Origin of the sequence: Rothia nasimurium (assembly GCF_014217215.1) — a bacterium.
GTDB lineage: Bacteria > Actinomycetota > Actinomycetes > Actinomycetales > Micrococcaceae > Rothia > Rothia avistercoris.
On sequence record NZ_CP056080.1, the window covers coordinates 2,297,736 to 2,318,986 of the forward strand.

Here is a 21,251-nt window from a genome sequence, read left to right on the forward strand (position 1 = left end):
CCAACAGACCAAGTCATGTGCACAATCTATCGATTTTTTGACGTATAGGCCCTCAAAACTGCTGATATTTCAAAATTTTCGTGTTTTTGACAGGTTCCGCGCTAGACAGCTACTTCCACCTGCTGAGAACTACCCGACAACACCATAGACAGCCCCACGCTTCCCAGGAACATGAGAAGAGCTAATGAGCCCAGTGTCCTTGAGCTTACCGAGATTGTAGGCAACCTGCCGGCGGGTCAGCTGAAGCCCCTCCATAATTTCTGCGACGGTTCGATCGCCACCCTGGAGCAGATAAGAGTAGATTTTCTGCTCAGTTTCTGCAAGCTCCAGAGGCGCACCGTCCTGCCCAGACTCAAGAAGCTGAGCTACTTCGTCCTTCTGCACGTCCATCGAAGGGCGCCGAATAATCACAGTAAATTGGAAGCCCTTATCTACAAACTCCAGCGGCGGCAGACCGGCCTGCCGCATGGCCTTTTGAGCCTCAAAAATACCGTTCCCTTCACCCTCAATCACCCTGGAACCATCAGAAATCTGAGCAAGTTTACAAATTTCATAGAGGGCAGAATTAACCGCAGTTTTGTGCCCCGGTTGAGCAAGGTTGGCAGTAGTCACAGCCCATAATCCTCCAGGGTTAGTGATAACAATGCGATTGCGATAAACCCGAATAACAACGTCTTTCGCGTAGGCAGTATCAGCGTCAAGGGCACGGTGAACCAGAGCATTCGCCACCAGCTCACGAAGCACAATGAGCGGAATCTCAGGCTGATTTTTCAGCCCTCCCTGACCATCAGGAACCACAGAAAAACGAAGATTTCTTACTAACCATTGCAGGGTTTGCTCCAGCATCTCTACCAAGGGGCCGTCAGCTTCTAACTTGTCTGCGTTACGCAAGACCTCATCTTCAACCCACCCAGAAACTTTGAGAGCAGGGTAGAACTGCTGCGGGTAGTTACCCAGGGCATACAAGCCAGCCAGGGTCAGCTGTCGGTGGTTTGCTGTAGTAACGCTTTTGCGAGCAAGCACGACCTTGTCGTCTATCTGACTCAGCCGTTGCGAAGTATGCCGGGCAGCTGAAACAAATTTTTCAGTGTACCGCCTGTCGAGGTCTTCAGGGCTCGTGTGAGCAACCGCTTCAAGGTCATGCTGCCTGCGTTCCCGTGCAGCCAGAACACGGGTAATCTCGTAGTCGTCCATGGCGTAGTCGCCGTCGGAATAGCGCATGTAGGCCTTGCCCCGGTAATAGCAGGGGCGGTCAACCAGGGGGAGGGGCGCAACGCTCACGATGAGGACGGCAGCATCACCCACTGTTATGCGATCAAAGGTGGCGTTCCCCTTAGGGGTCAAAGAGTTTCGCAGGGCAGAGGCAATGGACTTTTCAAGTTCATCTATGTCATAGACTCCAACAACGGAGAAGTTCTCCGCTTCATCGATACCGCAGATAAGGGTTCCCCCGTCAGGCATATTGGAGAAGGCACAGAGGGTTTCAGGGATGCTGGTGGGGTAGCCTTCCGTTGCCTTTTTAATTTCGAGGCGGGGTTCTTCGGAACCGTAGGTTCTGAGCCGGTTCAGGGTCTCATTGAGATGTTCTAATGTCCATTCCATATGTACATATATACACACTTATATACATGATGTACATGGTTTTGCACATTTCAATGTACATCTCCCCTATCAATCCGCGCAGACCCCTCAGGCCGTATGCAGCGATAAACCGGCACAGAGCGAATACGACAAGGAGTTCTACCCTTTCACTACGTCACTCTTCAAAATTTCCATCAGCCCTTCATTCACGAAGAGCTTCTCTCTACCGACTTTTTCTTCCCGCAGCACCCCGGCTGAGACAAGCTCCCCCAGGTATTTGGTTGCGGTCTGGCGGGTCACCGAGCATCGGCCCACCACGTCCTTAATACGGCAGTAGGGCTGCTCGAAAAGAACATCCACTACACCTAGCGGCATCTGAGAGCTAGCCCGTTCTTTCACCTGCTCCTGCAAGGCCTGAATCTGCTTAATCTTCTGCAGAGTACTCACCGCCGTTATCCGCATGGCTTCAACCATGTAGAGCGTCCAGTCTTCCCAGGCCCCCTCAGAGGTCACCGCATTCAAGAGGCGGTAGTAGTCATTCTTCTGGGCAATGATGCTCTGAGAAATATAAAGAATAGGTTCGCTCAAAAGCCCGGAAGATACCAGCATCAGCACGTTCAGAATTCGCCCGGTGCGCCCGTTGCCATCATCGAAAGGATGGATAGCCTCAAACTGATAATGGGCAAGCGCAACCTTCACCAGTGGGTCAAAGCTATCAGCAGAGTTCACGAACTCTTCCCAGTTGCGTAGTTTCTCAGAAATCACGTCAGCACCCTGGGGCGGGGTGTAGATACGACGGCGAGTTACCGGGTTACCGATATACACGCCGTCCCCGTGTCTGACCCGGGTATCAACGTCACGGATAGTACTGCAGATTTCCCGGGCAGTGTTAGCAGTGATAATACCCTGACGCTCCCTCATCGCTTCAAGTCCAGCAAAGAGGGCTTTTTGATAGCGCAGGGCCTCCCTGGTCGCTCCGCTAGCCTCCGTTGATATCGTTGCTGCCTTAAAGAGTTCGTCGGTGGTAGTTACAATGTTCTCGATTTCAGAGCTTGCCTGGGCCTCAAGTAGGGCAAGAGAATGCAGGAAGATACCCGGATTAGGCAGGGACATCAGGGCCTCGTTCAACCCGGCTATAGTTGCCCGCGCCTCGATGACCGCCTTGAGTACGCGGGTAGTTTCCACGTAGTCGACTGGCGGTAGCAGTGGCAGATCGTTGTAGGGTTCATCAGCAGACCAGGTCATGTACAAAATCTACCCATTTTTTGACATATAAGCCCCAAAAACCGCTGATATGTCAAAAATTTCTGGATTTTTTGACAGATCCAAGTCACATGCTCAATCTTTTGACAGGTTCCAGGGTCGCCCCCCACCCGCTCAGGGCTCTTTGGGTGTGTGCAGGGAAAACTCTGTACACACCCCAAGAACCCTGCACGCATTCGACAAAGGGCTTTAGCCCTTCAGCACCTCAGCCAACCGTCGCACACCCTCGGTCAGGGCGTCCGGCTCAATCGCCGAGAAGGCGATACGCAGCTGGTTGGCGCCGGGGTTGCGCGAAACACCATCTAAACCCACCACCGGCTCATAGAAAGCCGAGCCGGGAATGAAGACCACACCGGCCTCGATGGCGGGGGCGAGGGCGTCCGTCGCGTCCTCGTACTTGCCGCCGGACGGCAGGGTCAGCCAGGTGAAGAAGCCGCCCTCGGGCACCGTCCAGGTGGTTCCCTCGGGCATGTACTTTTCGCAGGCGTCCAGCACGGCCTTGCAGCGGGCCTCATACAGGGCAGCGGTGGCGCGGGTATGGGACTCCCACAGGCCCTCGCTCATGAAGCCCAGCACCAGGCGCTGCGACAGCACCGACGGGCAAATCGTCACGGCCTCACCCGCAATCTGCAGGAACTTCCGCACGCGGAAGGGGGCGACCATCCAGCCCACGCGCACGCCGGGCGAGAAGACCTTCGAGAAGGAGCCCAGGTAGAGCACGTTCTCAGGGTCCAGAGAATAGAGGGAGCGGCGGCGTTCCCCGGTGAAGGAGAGCTGGCCGTAGGGGTTGTCCTCAACGATCAGCACGTCGGCTTCGCGGCAGACGCGCACCAGCTCGGCGCGGCGCTCATCCGACAGGGAGATACCGGTGGGGTTCTGGAAGTTGGGGATGGTGTAGAGGAACTTGACCTGCTTGCCCTCGGCCCGGATCTCTTCAATGGCCCGGGCGACGGCGGCCGGGTCGAGGCCGTCCGCGTCCAGGGGTACCTGGCGGACGTCCGCCTGGTAGCCCTCGAAGACGCCCAGGGCGCCGGTGTAGGTGGGGCCCTCAGCCAGGATCACGTCGCCGGGGTTGACGAAGAGTTTGGTGGCAAGGTCTAGACCCATCTGGGAGCCCGCGGTCATCTGAATGTCATCGACCGCAGGGCGGGCACCCTCGGACTCCATGAACTCGCAGACCAGTTCGGCCAGGGCTTCCAGGCCAGCACCTGAGCCATACTGCAGAACTTCCAGGCCCTCTTCTTCGATAATGCGGGCGCTCATGGCTCCGAGTCGGTCAAGGGGCAGCAGGTCGAGGTCGGGGTTGCCACCGGCTAGGGAGATAATGCCGGGGCGCATAGCTACCTCAAAAACATCGCGCACGGCGGACGGGCGGAACCCGGCAGCGCGGTCAGCGAAGTGGCGCATAATGCGGGCTTCGGCAGGGTTAGCTTCAGCTAGTAGAGCTGCAATCTTGCTCATGGTTACTCCTTGCCACCGTAGGTAATGTCGGCGACGCCGGATGCCGGTGAGGTCGGCTCAGCACCTGCCCCGGCGGCGTGCAGGGAGATAAGTTCGTAGACGGTGTGGGCGGCAGCGATGCCGGTCAGTTCGGCGTGGTCGTAGGCCGGGGACACCTCAACAACCTCGGAGCCCACCAGGTTGAGGCCGCGCAGGCCGCGCAGAATTTCGAGCAGTTCGCGGGAGGTAATGCCGCCCGCTTCGGGGGTGCCAGTGCCGGGTGCGTGGGCGGGGTCGAGCACGTCGATGTCGATGGAAACATAGAGCGGCTTATCGCCAATGCGCTCCCGCAGCAGCTCAACGACCTTCTGCACACCCAGGTAGTAGACGTCCGCGCTGGTGACGATGCCGAAGCCGAAGCGGGCGTCGTCCTCGAGATCTTCGGTGCCGTAGAGGGGGCCGCGGGTGCCCACGTGGCAGAGGGCGTCGGTGTCGAGCAGGTCTTCTTCGAAGGCACGGCGGAAGGGGGTGCCGTGGGTGTATTCTGCGCCGAAGTAGGTGTCCCAGGTATCCAGGTGGGCGTCGAAGTGCAGCAGGGCGATTTTGCCGTGCTTCTTGGCCAGGTTGCGCAGGTTGGCAAGCGCAATCGTGTGGTCGCCGCCGATGGTGACCAGGCGGGCACCGTCCTTGGTGAGTTCGTGGGCACCGGCCTCGAACATGGCGAGGGCTTCTTCGATGTTGAAGGGGTTGCCGATGATGTCGCCGGCGTCGGCTACCTGGGCTTCTTTAAAGGGGGAGATGTTGGCGGCCGGGTTGAAGGGGCGCAGCAGGCGGGAGGACTCGCGCACGTGGTTGGAGCCGAAGCGGGCTCCGGGGCGGTAGGAGACGCCAGAGTCCCAGGGCATACCTGCCACCACGATATCGGCTTTCTCAACCTCGTCGAGGCGGGGCAGGCGGGCGAAGGTGGCAAGGCCGGCCCAGCGGGGTACTTCGGCTGCGTTGACGGGGCCGACGCGTTCGACGCCGTCGGCGCCGGTGGCGATGACGCGGTTGGGGTCAGCTGAGAAGAAGGCTTGAGTCACGGGTTCTCCAAGGGGTTAGGACGCTGGTAGCTAGCTCAGTGCGCGGGGCAGGTTAGGCGCGGGGCGAGCCCTGCGCCGGTGTGGCCGGGCACACTAGAATCGCTACCACTATAACCCGCCTGCGCAGCAGCGGCGGGGCAGTTTTAACCGCGACCGCGCGTGCGATTCTGATACTTATTCACCGGTCAGTAAAGCTATGCTAACCCACCGGTGGTAGCCAAGCGGGGGCAAGCGTCCTCACCTATCCACCACCGCGCACAGGTGCATAAGTTTGCAGAAAATGAAGTTAAAAAATCATGGTACGGTTTATACTTTCACTATTCCCCACATCACACTCCCTGGAAAGAGCTTCTATGAATCTCGCTATTATCCTGCTCTATCTGGCAGCCCTGGTCTTCTTTGGCTACGTGGGTAAACGCCGGGCTAAGAACGCCGAGGACTTTCGTGTCGCCGGCCGCCGCCTGGGCCCCGTACTGTACACCGGCACCATGAGCGCCGTTGTATTAGGTGGTGCCTCTACCGTGGGCGGCGTTGGCCTGGGTTATACCTACGGCCTGTCAGGTATGTGGCTGGTAGTCGCTATTGCCGCTGGCGTTCTGCTGCTCTCCCTGCTCTTTGCGCCCATTATCTCGCGCCTCAAAATCTATACCGTCTCGCAGATGCTTTCCCTGCGCTATGGGGTACGAGCTACTCAGGTTTCTTCTATTGTCATGCTGGCATACACCGTCATGATTGCGGTGACATCAACCGCCGCCTACGCTTCAATCTTCCGCGTGATGTTCGATATGGATCGCACCTGGGCTATTCTGCTCGGCTCCCTGGTGGTCATTGGTTACTCGCTGCTCGGCGGCATGTGGTCCATTACCCTGACCGACATGATGCAGTTCGCGATTATGACCGTGGGCATGTTCTTGCTGATGCTGCCCTTCTCTCTGAGCCAGGCTGGAGGCTGGCAGGGGCTCACTGAACGCTTGGACGCCGAGTTCTTCCAGTTAGGTTCTATGGGCATGAACTCCATCATCACCATGTTCGTGATTTATACCCTGGGTATTTTGGTTGGCCAGGACATCTGGCAGCGCGTCTTCTCGGCCCGCTCCCCCGAGGTGGCCCGCTGGGGTGGTGCGAGCGCCGGTATCTACATCGCTCTCTACGGTGTAGCCGGTGCGGTCATTGGCATGTCAGCTGCGGTGCTGGCCCCTCAGCTTGAGAATCAGGACGACGCCTTCGCGGCTATCGCTCAGAACTACCTGCCTGTGGGCGTGGGCGGCATCGTGCTGGCAGCCGGTGTAGCTGCGATGATGTCAACGGCTTCGGGTGCCCTGATTGCGTCCGCGACCGTAGCCCGTGTAGATGTGATTCCCTTTATCACCGGGCGTCCGGCACTTGAGGAGGGCGAGGAAACCGATGCCACCCTTAAGGCTGACCGTCTTTACCTGCTGGTCTTGGGTGTGCTGGTTACTTTTATCGCCATTTTCTTGACCGATACCGTCACCTCTTTGACCATTGCCTACGACATCCTGGTGGGCGGCCTGATGGTTGCGATTCTGGGTGGCCTGGTATGGAAGCGCGGCACTGGCATGGGCGCTGCTCTTTCTATGGCAGTAGGTTCCCTGGTGACACTGGGTTGCATGCCGGTCTTTGGCGTGCTGGCTAACGAGCCAATTTACTACGGTCTGGCAGCCTCGCTGGTGGTCTACGTGGTTGCTTCACTTGCTACTAAGCCCACAGCGCCCGAGGTTATGAAGGCATGGCAGGAGCGAATCAACAGCTAGCATATAGCTCTTAGTACCTCTAATGTCGTAGAAACCTTCATAGGCGAGCGGGAAGCACTTACCTATGAAGGCTTCTACGACCCACAGTGAACGGTTAAGTCTAGCCCTCCCAGATGGTGCCCAGCTCCCAGAGGGTCAAGGAGTCAAGGACGGCGGCGCCCGACTCAGCGGTCAGTACCAGCTGGCGCGGGCCCTCTCCAAAGAAAGCGAAAGAAGTTACCGATGCGGCACCATCATTCACAAAAATTTCAATAGACCCGCGGTCCACTAAAACCCGAAGTTTCAGTGTGGCACCAGCAGGGACAGGGGCAGCCCGGTAACCGCCATCCCCGTCCGTCAGGCGACGGTCAATAAAGATGCGCTCAGCCAAATCGTCATAGCCAATGAAGGCATGGCTCCCATCAGAGCCAAGACCTATCTTGAAACCGATCCGTTCGGCGTCACTCTCCTCAAGGTTAAGCACAGCCTCAAATTCGTAGGTTTCAATGTCAGAGGTCAGAACCTTCTGTTCATTCGCAGCAAGAGTGAGAGCACCAAAATCTTGGGCTGCACCTCGTAGCTTTTCCACCTCAGTGATGGGTCGGTTCATCAACATCAGGTCCTGCCCCAGCGTGAATTCGCGGGGTACGGTCAGCTGCCCAGCCCAGCCGTCCTCAGCTTGGGAAGCTAAAGGAAGGGTAAAGGAGCCCATCCAGCCGTAGCCAACCCGGCGGCCGTCCGGAGTTTCGAAGGTCTGCGGGGCGTAGAAGTTATGCCCCCAGTCAACTAGCCGATAATCGGTAGCAACCTCGAAGTCACCACCAGGTTCCCAAGAGCCCACCACGTAACCTGAGTTATGCCCGTTACGCGAAGCGTACCCCTTCTTTTTCACGCCCATGGGGCAGTAAAGCAAAACCCAGTGATCGCCCAGTTTGAAGAAGTCAGGGCATTCGAGCATGAACACATCGGGGTTGGGGTCCTCAAAAAGAATGCGGTCGAATTCCCAGGTCAGCATGTCGGTTGATGAGTACATCCACACCTGCCCCCGGTTTTCAACTGAAGTAGCGCCAAAGACCATGTACCAGCTCTGCCCTTCGCGGAAGACCTTGGGGTCGCGGAAGTTAGGCAGTTCAATCGGTCCCTCAACTACAACTCCCTTTTTCTCGAAGGAAACCGCGTTCTGGGATGTTGCCAGGCACTGGACTTGGTCGCTGCCAGCGTCCTCGTTCACGCCGTTCGACCAACGATGACCGGTGTAGTAAGCATACAGTTGACCGTCATTGCCGGTGACGGCTGAGCCTGAGAAGACTCCGTCCCTGTCAGCTTCAAGGGTGGGGGCGAGGGCGATGGGCTCCCGGCGCCAGGTCACCATATCTTTCGAGGAGACGTGCCCCCAGTGCATGGGGCCCCACTGGGTTGAGTAGGGGTGGTGCTGAAAATAGACCTGGTAGCGGCCCTTGTAGTGAGAGAGACCGTTAGGATCATTAATCCAGCCCGCTTTAGCTGCGATATGGAATGAGGGGTACCAGCGCTGCTTGACCTGGGCTTCTAGTTCAGTGTTTGCTTGTTCGGCAGCAAATAGTTGATGAGCGAGTTTTTCGGAGTCGTGTGCGGTAGTCATGGTTAAGCTCTTTCGTGCATAGGGTTTGGGCAGGACGCGACTTAGGCAGCTACCGGGGATTTTTTGGATTCTCGGATGAAGGGGTCGCCGTCAACCTGCTCATCATCGTTCTTGAGAATGAAAAGGCCGTAAACGAAAGCGAGGGCAACGACGCCAGCAATGAGGTAGAAGGTGGGCTGGTAGCCAATTGCGTCCCGAACGGAACCGAGGACCGGGGAGAGGATGACGTTACCAATCTGTGAGGCAATCTGGAAGCCCACCATGTAGAGGGTGGCAGAGAGAGCGGGGTTAAAGTGCAGGGTGAAGTAACGGAAGACCGGCAGGATGCAGAGGGCCACTTCGGGTGCATGGAGCATTTTAACAAGAGAAATGATGATCGGGTCAGTGAAGATAGCACAGCCCAAGATTCGGATGAACATGACACCGATTCCCATCATAAGGGTGGTCTTCACACCGTAGCGTCGCATAATGATGGGAACCAGGCCCATCATGAGGGCTTCAACAAACACCTGCACAGAATTGAGTACACCGTAGATCTGTTGGCCACGTTCCTGGGTTTCAAAAAGGTTGGTATAGAACTCGGGGAACATCTGCTGATCAAAGACGGTGTAGAAGGTCCAAGAGAGAAATACGAAGCCGATAATTGCCCAGAGAGATTTGATTTTGAGCAGGCCCACCATCTCACGGATACCGGGTGTTGCCTGGGAGATGTTAACGGCTATGGTATCTGCGGGAATGGGTGCGTTCTTCCAGAAGAGCTGGACGAGCAGGCAGAGCAGACCAAAGAACGAGCCAAGCCAGAAGTTGATGTTTGGGTTGATGGTAAACAGGAAACCCGCAATGAGAGCGACGACGGCGTAACCAATAGAGCCCCACATGCGGGCTTGACCGTATTCGAAGTTGTAGACGCGGCTATAGCGTTCACTAATTGCCTCGAGCAGACCGGCTGCTGCCAAGAAGCCAAAAGATAGGACGATGGAACCCACGATAGCGCCGAGCATGAAGTTGGATTCAAGCAGGGGCCGATAAACCCAAATCATGAAGGGACCAGTAAGAGCCATAATCGAGCTGGCAATAATAGCCAGGTTTCTCTTGAGCCCTAGACGGTCTTGAGTTGTGCCATAGAAGAGCATGACGACGAGGGTACCGATGGAGTTGATTGAGTAAAGAGTACCCACCTGTGCACCGGAGAACCCAAGGCCTTTTTCCTCGTTGGTGAGCCAGATTTGGAAGAAGGACCACCAGATCCCCCAGGAAGCAAAGAAGAGGAGAAAGGTAGTGGAGCTTTGAAGATATGAGGGATTTTTTAGCGCCTGCATCGCGTGACCTTGTCTGTACGGTTGAATCTTCTGCCTATATTCAGCAGAAGTGCTAAAACGTTTTATCAAGATTAGGGTAGCACAGTGATAAAACGTTTTACCAGCACTAGGGAAAGATTTTCTCTACACTAGGGAGAAAAGACTTTAGCCCTTATATCAAAGGCAGGTATGGCACGACGAATCACCCTCGCCGACGTAGCAGCACGCTCCGGCGCTTCTAAGGCAACCGTCTCCCTCGTCCTCAACAATAAAGAAGCGCGCATTTCACCTGAAACCGTGCAACGCGTCAAGCAGGCGGCTGAGGATCTGGGCTACTCCCCCAACCAGGCAGCACAGACCCTTCGTACCGGAAAAACTAATACCCTCGCCTTTATCTCAGACGAAGTACTCACCACACGCTTTGCCTCAGCCATGACCCATGGAATTCTCGAGGTTGCCGAACGTCATGATCAGATGATTCTCATGGCAGAAACAGAGCACGAACAGGCTCGCTGGGCTAAGACCTTGGAGTCTATGAAAAGTCGGCAGGTCGATGGCTACATTCTTGGACTCATGCAAGCTCGCGACCTGGCCGATATAGACCTACCAACAAACCACCCCGCTGTTGTTGTCAACGGCCGTGCCCGCGGAATACCGTCCATCCTCCCTAATGAGCACCAAGCAGGTCAGGTCGCAGTCCGATACTTAATCGATGCTGGGCACCACCGCATTGCATTCATCGGACGCCCACCGCATCTGGACGCAGAGCCTGGGACCATGAACATCCCTCGCCGAATTGCAGGAATTGACCAGGCCATGACGCATGCAGGGTTCACTTTTCACAACGAGTACAGGAGCCTACTATGGGAAAGTGAGACCGGCTACGAGGGCACGAAGGTAATCCTGGATCAAACCCCTGATGCCACTGCCTTTATCGCTGCGAACGACCGGGTTGCCTTTGGTATCTACCGCGCCCTTCAAGAGCGCAACCTACGCGTGCCCGATGACATTTCCGTCATTTCCTTTGACGACGAAGAACTGGCCAGCTACATGCACCCGGGTCTCACCACCATCCGACTGCCCTACGCAGAAATGGGCCAGGTTGCAACCCAGGTCTTACTTCAAGAACCACCTCAGGAGCTCATTGACGGGATTGAGGCAAAGGGAAACGAGCTACTTATTCCTATGCCTCTCATTGAGCGTCATTCTGTTTCCAGGCCCTCCAAGAGCTCATAGGTTCCAGTATGAGTTCACCTCGGCATATTCATCAACCACTGAAGTTCTCAAGCGCTCCAGCTGGCCATCGTGAGCAGCTGCCGGCCTGGGCGCAAGCCGTGTATTTTGAGGATTTCACCCGCGATGAGCACACGCGCTGCCTCCTGGCCTACCACAATGAGGAACTGGTAGGAATCGTTGCCTGGTGGACGGCCCGCGCCCACCACACCCACTACGAATTCCAGCTTGCAGTGGCCCCTCATCTGCGGCGGCAGGGCATAGGAACCGCCCTCTACCAGCAGGCGCGGGCGCAGGCGTCCGCGCCCCTGCCCTTCTTCATGCGGGACTACCTGGGCGAGCCGGCCCTGCACTTTGCCGACTCGCTGGGTGCCCAGACTATTCAGATGGTGCCACCTGCCGCTATGCCCACCGACTCGGCGCAGAATCTGCGGGAGCACGCGTCCGTCCGCTCTGCCCAAAGCGTGAGCTACCCGGAATTTGAACAGGCCTACGTCGATTTTTATGAGTGGACGCACGCCAGCTGGCACCCCGTCTCGGGCGACCATCGGCCGGTTCTGGCCCGCCACGCTACCGAAGCCTACAACGACTATTCTTCGGTTGCGGTGGACGCCGGTGGGCAGGTGTGTGCGGTGATAGCAGTTTTTCCCGGTGATCAGCCTGAACTCTGCGGGGAGACGACCACCCCAGCCCCTCATCAGGGGGAACTACTCCTAGAGGCGTGCCTGCGACGTTCCCTCGAAAAACTAGCAGACGCAGGGCACAGCACGGTCGAAGCTGACGGGCACATCTCAGACCCGCATCTATTCCCCGCCTGGGCAAAAACCGGAGCAAGCGGGCGCTGGTACCGGCTAGTGGAGATACCTGCCGAGCCATAGCATCAGCTTGTGCAGGTTTCTTGGGCTCTGTGCACAGAAAAACCTGCACAGAGCCCAAAAACCCTGCACACCCCGCCGTATTTACTGGTAGGTCACTACATAGGGTTTGGGAGTGAGGGCGTAGGTCTGGGCGGGAGTCAGAGTGGGGGTGTCCTCGTCGTAGAAGTTCTTCCACGAGGGCTTAATGGCCGGGTCAAGATCGCGGATAAGTTCCTGGTAAGTAGAGTTTTTCAGCTCAGGCGTGCCGTGGCCGTCCGCGTGCAGGGTAAGGGCCAACTCCGGGTGGCTCGTGTCAAGCGCTGCACGATTGGTAATCATGGAATGCGTGAACTGGTGCAGCACCACCATCTTCTGGGGCAGGCGGTGCTTATCGGTCAGCGCCGCCAGGTACTCCAGAGTTTCATTAATTTCTGAGGCATCCACGGTACCAATTTGTTGCAGGTGCACCTGCCCGGGGTAAATACGCCATTCGGGGTCAATGCCCAGACCAACGTGGGGTTCCTTGAGCAGCTCTTCATACTGTTTGACCTGCTCGGTGAAGGTGCTGCGGCCGGGCTGGAAGTCCAAGATAACGTAGACCCCATTTTTGCGGGCCTCATCAATAAGCGGGCGTAGGCTTTCAATGGTTGCTTCATCGGAGTAATCGCCGTCAGGCCCGGGAGCTGAGCTGGCTACCGTGGTAATGATTTCAAAGGCGGGAATGACCTTTTCGTCGGTGTGCGCCTGGTATTCAGCGGCGAGATTTTTAACCCGGGCAACAGATTCAGCCGGGCCCTGCTCACCGAGCACTCCCAGGGACGGGCCGCCGGGGTTACCGTAGAGTGCCACGTAGCGGTGGGCAAAGATTTGATCGCCGCCACCGAGCACCTCGCTCTTTGGAGCATTGGCACGTGAGGACTGCTCGGGAGCGGACGCCGTGGCACTGGCACTTGCAGACGGGCTAGTCGTCGAGGGGGTAGAAACAGATGGAGATGCTGTTGCACTCGTACTGTGCGCAGGGCTGGCGCTTGCCGAGGAACTACTTGCAACCGTTGTCGGGGTAGAGGTTTCGCTTGTGGGTTCCTCAGTTGAAGTGGCTGAGCACCCTGCCAGAGCGAGGGCAGAGAGAGTCATAAGGGCAAGAAAGCGGGTGTGGCGAGTGTGCATGGTGTCCTGTGAGTTGGCTGGATGTGTTTAATCAGTCTACTGAACACCCACCATCAACGCCTTTCTATTACACAGAGTAAAATCCCAAGTCGGGCACCCACCCCCAAGCTCGCCAGACCCACCCAAGCTGCCACAGGCGTCCGCTCATAAACATACTGTGCTCCGCATAACATTTCAGGAACGAAAATCCCGCATATCTATACATTCACCCCTTAAGCTGAATCGGAAGCCCGCACCACACGCCGACGAAAGGCCCTCATGACTCACCCCTCACTCCCCGACCGTTCCGGTGAAACCACCGAGCCCCGCCGCAACGCCGGCTATGCCATTCTGGCGACCCTGCGCAGCTACGGCATCGACACCGTTTTCGGCATTCCCGGCACCCACAACCTAGAGTTCTACCGCCACCTCGAAGAACTCGGTATCCACCCGGTCACCACCCGCCACGAGCAGGGCGCTTCCTACGGGGCGGACGGCTGGTCGCTGACCCGCGGCCTGCCCGGCGTCGTCATCACCACCTCGGGCCCCGGCCTGCTCAATTCTCTCTCGGGTGCCGCCACCGCCTATGCCGAGTCGCGCCCCATGATTATCCTGTCCCCCGGTCGCCCCGTGGGTCACGAGTTCCGCGACATCGGCGCCCTGCACGAGACTAAGAATCCCACCGGCGCCGTCAACTCCATTGTCGAGTTCTCCCGCCGCGTGAACTCCGCCGAAGAAGCCGTGGACATCATCCACAACGCTTTCCGCTCCTTCGCCCACAACCGTCCGCGCCCCATCCACATCGAAGTACCCCTCGACGTGCTCGAACGCGAGGTTGAGCTTGACCCCGCAATTCTTCAGGCCCGCCCTCTGGGTAAGCCCCAGCCTGCTCCGGTCGATGACGTGCGCGAAGCAGCCCGCATGCTGGCTGAATCAAAGAAACCCATCATCGTCGCAGGTGGCGGCTCTATCGGCGCGGCAGCCGACCTGCTGCGCCTGGCAGAAATCCTGGAAGCTCCCGTCATCACCTCGGTCAACGGCAAGGGCGCCATTCCCGAAAAGCACCGCCTCTCCCTCGGCGCTGACCTGCGCCTGAGCGCAGCCCACGCCTTCTGCCGTGAGGCTGACGCCATGCTGATTATCGGCTCGAAGGTCGGTGAAGCGGAGCTCTGGGACGGCGACATCCGCCCTGCTGGTCCCGTCATTCGCATCGATATTACGCGCGACCAGATGCTGACCAACATCACCCCCGACATTGAGTTGCCGGGCAACTCCAAGGCCGTCATTCCGCAGCTTCTGGACGCCCTCGCCGAGCTCGGTCTGGCCCCCGGCTCCCGCGAGCCCCGCGACCTGCAAAACATCTTTGACGCCCTCGATAACGAGGGGCGTGCAATCGCACCCGAGCTGGCAGAGCTCAACGAGAAGATCATGGAGATCCTGCCCGAGGACACCATCATCGCCGGTGACTCCTCTCAGGTCACCTACATGGGCACCACCACCTTCTACCGGGCGGCCCGCCCCAACTCCCTGCTCTACATGGCCACCTACGCCACCCTGGGCTACGGCCTGCCCGCCGCTATTGGCGCCAAGGTAGCCGCGCCCGAGCGTCCTGTGGTCTGCCTACTCGGTGACGGCGCCCTCATGTTTGCCATCCAGGAGCTCATGACCGCCGTTGAGCAGCAGCTCGACCTACCCATCATCTGCGTTGAGAACGGTGGCTACGGCGAGATCCGCCAGAACGAGCGCGACCGCGGCATCGCCCCCGTTGCGGTGGACCTGGTGCAGCCCGACTGGGTCAAACTGGCCGAGGGCTTCGGTGCCACCGGCTTCTCAGCCACCATGGATACCCTGGCCGAGACCGTCCAGCAGGCTCTTGCTACCAGCGGCCCCTCGGTCGTGCACCTAAAGATTGGTGAGACCCTGCGCTAAAACAGGCGCTGGCCCCCAAAGAAATACCCCCTGTTCTTTCTGGTAGTTACCGGAAAGAACAGGGGGTTCTTGCGCTATAGCTAAAGATTTATTCGTAGCGCAGGGATTCAATGGGGTCGAGCTTAGCTGCCTTATTAGCCGGGTAGTAGCCAAAGAAGAGGCCAATAGCTAGCGAGAATCCCAGAGATAGGGCGACCGCGCTCAGCGGCGGGAAAACAAAGGTTCCCAGCATATTGGCACCTATCATACCGAGCCCTCCGCCCACCAGGACGCCCAGGATGCCACCAACCAGGCAGACAATCATAGCTTCTACCACGAACTGTAGTCGGATAGCTCCTCGGGTAGCCCCCAGTGCCTTGCGGATGCCAATTTCGCGAGTACGTTCGGTCACGGTCACCAGCATAATATTCATGACGCCAATGCCACCGACCAGCAGCGAGATACCGGCGATAGCCGAGATAGCTGCGCTAATTCCGGCCAGAACATCATTGAAAGACTGGGTAGCCGCCGAGAAGTCCATAATTTCCGCCATGAACTTTTCATCCGACCGGTACATGCTGGTCAGGTGAGCCTGAAGGAGAGCCTTCACCTGGGCCAGGTCTTTACCCTCTGCCGGGCGCACGCTCAAGTAAGACCAGCCGTCTGCATTCATGCTGCTTAATTGTCCCTCAAAGGTATAGGGCATATAGACCGAGCCGGGCCCTGACATATTAAAAATGCCACCCGTATTCTCGGGCTGATATACACCAATGACTACAGCATAGGTAGTATTCAGGCCGCCCACGCCCACTTCAACCTCTTGTCCCACAGCCTGAACGGGGTCGCCCCCAAAGAGTGAAAGCTGATCGGTGGAAATCATGAGGACCGGTCGTTTGTTATCAATATCGGTCTGGGTAATAGCTCGCCCTGCGACCATTTTCTTGGGATTAAGGTCCAGGTAATCCATATTGATGAAGTACACCAAGCTAGAGGAATCTGTCTCAGCCCCGTAGGTGAGGTCAACACTGTATGAGGACTGGCCTCCCAGCGGAATCCCGGCGATATTGTCACCCATAGCCTCTTTAAGGGTGTTGATATCGTCAATACTGATGAGAGAGCTTCCGGTAGGCGGCTCAGATGAGCCACCCATCATCCCGTAGCCACCCATCGGGTTAGAGGGCGCGTTTTTCTCATCTTCACTGGGGCGCGGCTTCACCTGAATATTGAGGTCGTTAGCGCCTGAGCTTACAACAGCTTGGTTAGCTTGGGTCTGTAGGGAGTGCCCCAGCGTCAAAATCGCGATGACCGATGCGATGCCCATGATGATACCCAGAAGGGTAAGGAAGGACCGCATCTTGTTATTGCGTAGGCTCCCCAGGGCCAGGCTGATTGACTCTTTCACATTCACGGCTGGGCCTCCTCGGACGTGGGCTGGGCACCTTCTGCTAGGGGCATACCCGCCCCAACAACCGGTGCCGGAAGTACACTGGTGGGCGAGGTAAGCCCGCTAGCGCTTACGTAAGGGGCGGCGGCTTCTTCACCGGTGACGATACGGCCATCAACCATGGTGACGATACGGTCAGTTTCTGCGGCCAGCTCTGGGTTGTGTGTAATAAAGACAATGGTCTTGCCCTGCTCCCTATTGAGCTGGTGGAAGAGATCCATGACCATACGCCCAGTCTGGCTATCGAGAGCACCCGTTGGCTCATCGGCAAGGAGCAGGGGTGGGTCATTAGCCAGCGCACGGGCAATTGCTACACGCTGTTTCTGACCGCCAGAGAGAGCCGCCGGGCTATTTTCCATACGGTCAGCCATACCCATCTGTTCCAGCAGGTAAGCGGCTCGTTCCCTACGGTCGCGAGCATTCATACCCGCATACATCATGGGCATCTCAACATTCTTAAGCGCCGAGATGCGCCCAATCAGGTTAAAGCTCTGAAAGATAAACCCGATGTTCTGGCTCCTGTAGAAGGCCAGTTCGTCATCGCTCAGGCTGGGGATATTCTCGCCGTCAAAGGTGTAGTGGCCGTAGGTGGCCCGGTCCAGCAGACCGATGATATTCATGAGGGTGGTCTTACCGGATCCGGACTGCCCAACAACCGATACGAACTCTCCGCGATTGACGTGGAAGTCGATGCCGGGGAGCACGGTAATTTCGCTGGGGGCACCCAGGTTAAAGGTTTTGACGATGCCCCGCATATCGAGCAGGGGTTCCGGGGGCTGTATGAGTTGCTGGTTCATGGTTTTACCAGTTGTAGCTCACGCCGGCGTCCAGGGTCACCGTCTCACCGATACGATTGCGGTAGTTCTCACCGTAGGTCAGAACCATATCGCCTTCGACCAGCTCACCGCCGGTAATAGCAATGTCGATATCGTTAGCGAGCCCGGTTTCTACAGTGCGCTCTTCAAGAGTGTAGGCCCCGCCGTCCTGGGGAACAGCAACTACAACGCTCTTAGCACCCATGTCGTTGGTGTAGACGGCATCTACGGGAATGGACAGGGCGTTGCGCTCTTCAGCAGTAATAATGTTGGCCTTGACGCTTGATCCTAGGTAAAGGCCTTCACGGTCGCCTGTTACTTCAATAGTCACGGTAAAGGTGGGGCTACCACCAGAGCCAGCGCCACCTACGGCAGAAGCACCAGCGGCTTCACTACCGGCCTGCTGAGCTGAATCCGCGATAGATGCCACAGAAGTAACAGTTCCGGTGTATTCTTTCACACCGCTTGACCCGGCAGTGAACGTAACCTTGTTTCCTTCTTTAACCTTGGGCAGGTCAACTTCGCGGACGCTCGATGTGATGGTGAGTTTGGAGTCGTCACCGATAGTCACGACAGGGCCGGTTGCAGGCGCGCCAGCCTTTGCCACAGACATAACAACCCCGTTAATAGGTGACTTAACGGTGGCTGAGTCGATGTCTTCCTGCAAGGAAGTCAGAGCCTGGTCGCGCGCTGTTTGGGCACCGGTCAAGGCGGTGCGGGCGTTACCCAGCTCCGTTTCGAGAGTTGCAAGCTGGGTGGAAGCAGCGGTCCTGGCAGTGGTAACACCGGTGTCAGCGTCGGTCTTCGCCCCGGCTGCTAGACGCTGGGCGGATTCTGCCGCCGCAACCTCTGCGTTCAAGGCGGTCAGATCTGCGCCCTCAGCGGCAGCCCGATCACGTGTAGTCCGGGCAGTAGCCAGGGTGTTATTAGCCTGGTTGAGCTGTTCATTTGCGGAGCGCTGGGTAGCGAGTGCCGCAAGGATTTCGGGGTTAGTCCCCTCGTTGATACCCCGGTTGTACTGGTCATAGGCAGTTTGTGCGGCGGTAAGTGTTGCCTGAGCGGTGGTCACTGTTCCCTCAAGCTGAACCCGCTGGCTGTCCAGTTCACCCTGCAAAGTTGATGTATCTATAGTCGCTAGGGTCTGGCCCATTTCAACTCGGTCACCCACAGCTACGTTCACAGCGCTGATAGGGGCGGTCAGGTGAGTGGTAATGTTACGAACTTCTCCGGGCTGAATAGTACCGTCTACACGGACTTTATTACTGACCTCTTCTTTACTCAGAATCATGTAGTCAGTAGCGGGGATGGACCCACCGGAGGCTGTTGAGCTGCGGCCAAAGAGACTGCCGAAAGCCAATACCCCAACCACGATTAGAGCCAAGACACCGGCAGCAATGCCGATGAGGACTTTGGTGAGGGTGGATGTCTTCTTTTTCCGGGGTGGCCGGTGAGCGGCAACTGGAGGAGCGGGGGGAGGGGTCATAGGCGTTGTGGGGGTATCCATAGTCTGGCCCTTCTGCACAGGTTAATTGTGGTGTAGTTATCTTTAGTTTAGGGCCCCCTTGCCCAGAAAATATTGAGTAGATACCCAGAAACCAATAAATCATACCCGGGTATGAGGAGGGGCGCAGCGAGCTCATCCTCTAGGCGAAGGCGCCGCTCACCCACATGATGAAAGTGATTGCCAGGAAGGCGAGCAGGGGAACAGAAACTATAACGAGTACGCCCAGAATGAGGGCGATAATCGCGGTTATTTTTTCTCTGTTTTTCATAAAGAGGGCCCCTATGCCGAACCCCATGGCGCCGAGCCAGGTAAACCCTGTGGGCAGAACTATTCTGAGTTCCCAGTTGAAAAAGATGAGGTTGATGAACCCTATACAGATCATGAGTAGCACCATCACGAGGGCGGTGAGGCCGTAGGGGTTGAGCTTGTTTGTCTCGTGGGGCGGGCGGACGCCGGTGGGCTGGGCAGGGTGGGCCGGGTGGGCCGGGGCGGTGGGCAGCGGATAGGGCTGATGTTCGGAGTGCCAGTGTGTAGTATTCATGGCACCAGTATGGGAAAAAATGTTGGATCCCACTAGGTCTTTTAGAAATCTGTGGATAACTCCGGGGCGCCCGGCAGGTTTATGACCGAGCATTGCGGGAGTTATCCACAGACGTGCCGATAGGTAGGCGCCTCAAGGAGCGGAGGAGCCGTGCATGGTATGCAAAATAATCAACAAGTCTCCACCTAATATATGAGGGCTAATCCCAGATACTGCCTAACTGCCAAGTACGGCAGTCAGTTATCATCGCACTTCCTGACTCGGCAACAATAGCCAGGCCACGAGATCCAGGCTCAACAAAAGCCAAGGACGAGATTGCATCAACACCATCATTAATAAAAATCTCAACAGAACTTCGATCGACAAATACTCGCAAAGTAAGTTTCCCTTCGGCGGGCACAGCGACAGATCGATAACCGCCATCGCCCACAGTCAAGCGGCGGTCAAGGAAAACCCGCTCTGCCTGGGCGTCGTATCCAAGGTAGGCATAGGAGCTCTGGGCAAGGTTCCCTACCATGATGCCGATTCGTTCGGCAGAACTGGCAGATACGTCAAAAGCAATCTCTAATTCGAAAGCTTCTGCCCCTTCAAGCAGGGAAATTCGCTGGTTAGCCTCCAGACGAAGAGACCCGATATCGGTTTCTTTCTGCCTCAGATGTTTTAGCTCTTCTAGAGGGGTGCTCACGAGATTAAGGTCCAGCCCCAAAGAGAGGTAACGGGGCACAGTTAACTGGCCTGCCCAGCCGTCCTCAGCTTGGCTCGCCACGGGTAGGGTGAAAGACCCCATCCAGCCCCAACATATCCTTCGCCCATCGGGGGTCTCAAGAGTTTGTGGTGCATAAAAGTTGTGCCCCCAATCTACCTGTCGGTAGTCAGTATGGGGAATAAAGGTACCACCTGGTTGCCAATCCCCTACCAGGTAACCAGCATTATGGGTATTGCGGTTACTATAACCAAGCGGGCGCGGACGTTCTGGGCAAAACATCAAAACCCACTTGCCATCTAGTTCAAAGAGATCTGGACATTCAAGCATGAAGACATCTTCGCGGGGATCCTCATAAAGCACACCGAAAAAATCCCAGCCCACCATGTCGTTTGAGGTATAGAGGTGCACCTGTCCACGCCCATTTTGACCAGTGGCTCCCAGAACCATATACCAGGTACCTTCTCGTTGAAATACCTTGGGGTCGCGGAAGTTCTCTAGTCCAGTTGCGCCAATGACGGTGCCCTGTTTGGTGAAGGTAATGCCGTCCGAAGACGTAGCAAGACACTGCACCTGTACGTTGCCCGCATCGCGGTTAGCTGGATTCTTCCAACGGTTACCTGTGTAGTAGGTGTAGAGCAGGCCATCAGCTCCAGTGATTGCTGACCCCGAGTAGACCCCACCAGAGTCCTCAACGAGAGACGGGGCAAGGGCGATAGGTTCTCGCTGCCAGGTCACCAAATCCGCAGATGAAACATGACCCCAGTGCATAGGCCCCCATACAGTGGAATAGGGGTGGTGCTGGTAAAAAACCTGATAGCGCCCCCCATAGTAGACAAGGCCGTTGGGATCATTAATCCACCCGGCGGGGGCTGCTATATGAAAGACCGGGTACCACCTACTTTTGACCTGGTGGGCAAGAGAAATATTGGCTTGCTGGGCGCGATCTAACTCGGCAAGGTGGGTTTTCGAAGCAGACATGTTGGTCATAGAGGTTCTTTCCAGAGTAATCCAGCAAACAAAAGCCCACCTATCTTTCGAGGAATAGGTGGGCATTCATAGTG

16 protein-coding genes are annotated in these 21,251 nt (G+C 57.0%); 4 read left to right on the forward strand and 12 right to left on the reverse strand.

All coding sequences use genetic code 11. The annotated features are described in order from the left end of the window. Positions 1–129: 129 nt before the first annotated feature. The 4 genes from HWU94_RS10410 to speB all read right to left on the reverse strand — a co-directional run bounded on the left by HWU94_RS10410 (position 130) and on the right by speB (position 5,327). Positions 130–1,602 carry an ATP-binding protein gene (locus tag HWU94_RS10410; protein ID WP_185173659.1) on the reverse strand — a complete coding sequence of 491 codons (1,473 nt, stop codon included), beginning with the start codon at positions 1,600–1,602 and terminating at the stop codon, positions 130–132. Between the two features lie 138 nt (positions 1,603–1,740). Further along, complete coding sequence (locus tag HWU94_RS10415) at positions 1,741–2,826, reverse strand: Fic family protein (RefSeq protein ID WP_185173660.1); 1,086 nt, start codon at positions 2,824–2,826, stop codon at positions 1,741–1,743. A 207-nt stretch (positions 2,827–3,033) separates the two neighbouring features. After that, entirely contained in the window at positions 3,034–4,305 is a 1,272-nt protein-coding gene (locus HWU94_RS10420) for a PLP-dependent aminotransferase family protein (RefSeq protein WP_244955968.1), read from the reverse strand. A gap of 2 nt (positions 4,306–4,307) precedes the next feature. After that, the gene (speB, locus tag HWU94_RS10425; RefSeq protein ID WP_185174866.1) at positions 4,308–5,327 is read right to left on the reverse strand and encodes an agmatinase; all 1,020 of its coding nucleotides are present in this window, start codon (positions 5,325–5,327) and stop codon (positions 4,308–4,310) included. A 392-nt stretch (positions 5,328–5,719) separates the two neighbouring features. Between speB and HWU94_RS10430 the strand changes: the two genes are divergently transcribed. Beyond that, the gene (locus HWU94_RS10430; protein ID WP_185173661.1) at positions 5,720–7,138 is read left to right on the forward strand and encodes a sodium:solute symporter; all 1,419 of its coding nucleotides are present in this window, start codon (positions 5,720–5,722) and stop codon (positions 7,136–7,138) included. A gap of 100 nt (positions 7,139–7,238) precedes the next feature. Here HWU94_RS10430 and HWU94_RS10435 read toward each other — a convergent pair whose 3' ends face one another. Further along, positions 7,239–8,738, reverse strand: a complete 1,500-nt coding sequence (locus HWU94_RS10435) for a glycoside hydrolase family 32 protein (RefSeq protein ID WP_185173662.1) — start codon at positions 8,736–8,738, stop codon at positions 7,239–7,241. A gap of 41 nt (positions 8,739–8,779) precedes the next feature. Continuing rightward, positions 8,780–10,057, reverse strand: coding sequence for an MFS transporter (locus tag HWU94_RS10440; RefSeq protein WP_185173663.1), 1,278 nt, complete (start codon positions 10,055–10,057; stop codon positions 8,780–8,782). Between the two features lie 168 nt (positions 10,058–10,225). Here HWU94_RS10440 and HWU94_RS10445 point away from each other — a divergent pair, with 168 nt between their 5' ends. Beyond that, positions 10,226–11,272: a LacI family DNA-binding transcriptional regulator gene (locus HWU94_RS10445; RefSeq protein WP_185173664.1), complete on the forward strand. Its 1,047-nt coding sequence runs from the start codon at positions 10,226–10,228 to the stop codon at positions 11,270–11,272. Positions 11,273–11,370: 98 nt separating this feature from the next. Next, positions 11,371–12,147 (forward strand): GNAT family N-acetyltransferase, encoded by a 777-nt coding sequence (locus HWU94_RS10450; protein ID WP_185173665.1) that lies wholly within the window; start codon positions 11,371–11,373, stop codon positions 12,145–12,147. 81 nt (positions 12,148–12,228) lie between these two features. On the opposite strand, the gene HWU94_RS10455 is transcribed toward HWU94_RS10450, so the two are convergent. Then, positions 12,229–13,293, reverse strand: coding sequence for a hypothetical protein (locus HWU94_RS10455; protein ID WP_185173666.1), 1,065 nt, complete (start codon positions 13,291–13,293; stop codon positions 12,229–12,231). Between the two features lie 258 nt (positions 13,294–13,551). Here HWU94_RS10455 and HWU94_RS10460 point away from each other — a divergent pair, with 258 nt between their 5' ends. Then, positions 13,552–15,201, forward strand: a complete 1,650-nt coding sequence (locus HWU94_RS10460) for a thiamine pyrophosphate-binding protein (protein ID WP_185173667.1) — start codon at positions 13,552–13,554, stop codon at positions 15,199–15,201. An 88-nt stretch (positions 15,202–15,289) separates the two neighbouring features. Here HWU94_RS10460 and HWU94_RS10465 read toward each other — a convergent pair whose 3' ends face one another. From HWU94_RS10465 to HWU94_RS10485, 5 genes are all read right to left on the reverse strand, one after another. Continuing rightward, positions 15,290–16,588 (reverse strand): ABC transporter permease, encoded by a 1,299-nt coding sequence (locus HWU94_RS10465; RefSeq protein WP_185173668.1) that lies wholly within the window; start codon positions 16,586–16,588, stop codon positions 15,290–15,292. After that, positions 16,585–17,421 carry an ABC transporter ATP-binding protein gene (locus HWU94_RS10470; protein ID WP_244955969.1) on the reverse strand — a complete coding sequence of 279 codons (837 nt, stop codon included), beginning with the start codon at positions 17,419–17,421 and terminating at the stop codon, positions 16,585–16,587. Before HWU94_RS10470 ends, HWU94_RS10465 begins: the two co-directional genes overlap by 4 nt. Before the next feature lie 4 nt (positions 17,422–17,425). Then, on the reverse strand, positions 17,426–18,943 hold the full coding sequence (locus tag HWU94_RS10475; protein WP_185173669.1) for an efflux RND transporter periplasmic adaptor subunit: 1,518 nt from the start codon (positions 18,941–18,943) through the stop codon (positions 17,426–17,428). Between the two features lie 139 nt (positions 18,944–19,082). Beyond that, on the reverse strand, positions 19,083–19,484 hold the full coding sequence (locus HWU94_RS10480) for a hypothetical protein (RefSeq protein WP_185173670.1): 402 nt from the start codon (positions 19,482–19,484) through the stop codon (positions 19,083–19,085). A 199-nt stretch (positions 19,485–19,683) separates the two neighbouring features. Next, a complete protein-coding gene (locus HWU94_RS10485) occupies positions 19,684–21,243 on the reverse strand; it encodes a glycoside hydrolase family 32 protein (protein ID WP_221625847.1) in 1,560 nt (519 codons plus the stop codon). Positions 21,244–21,251: the final 8 nt, after the last annotated feature.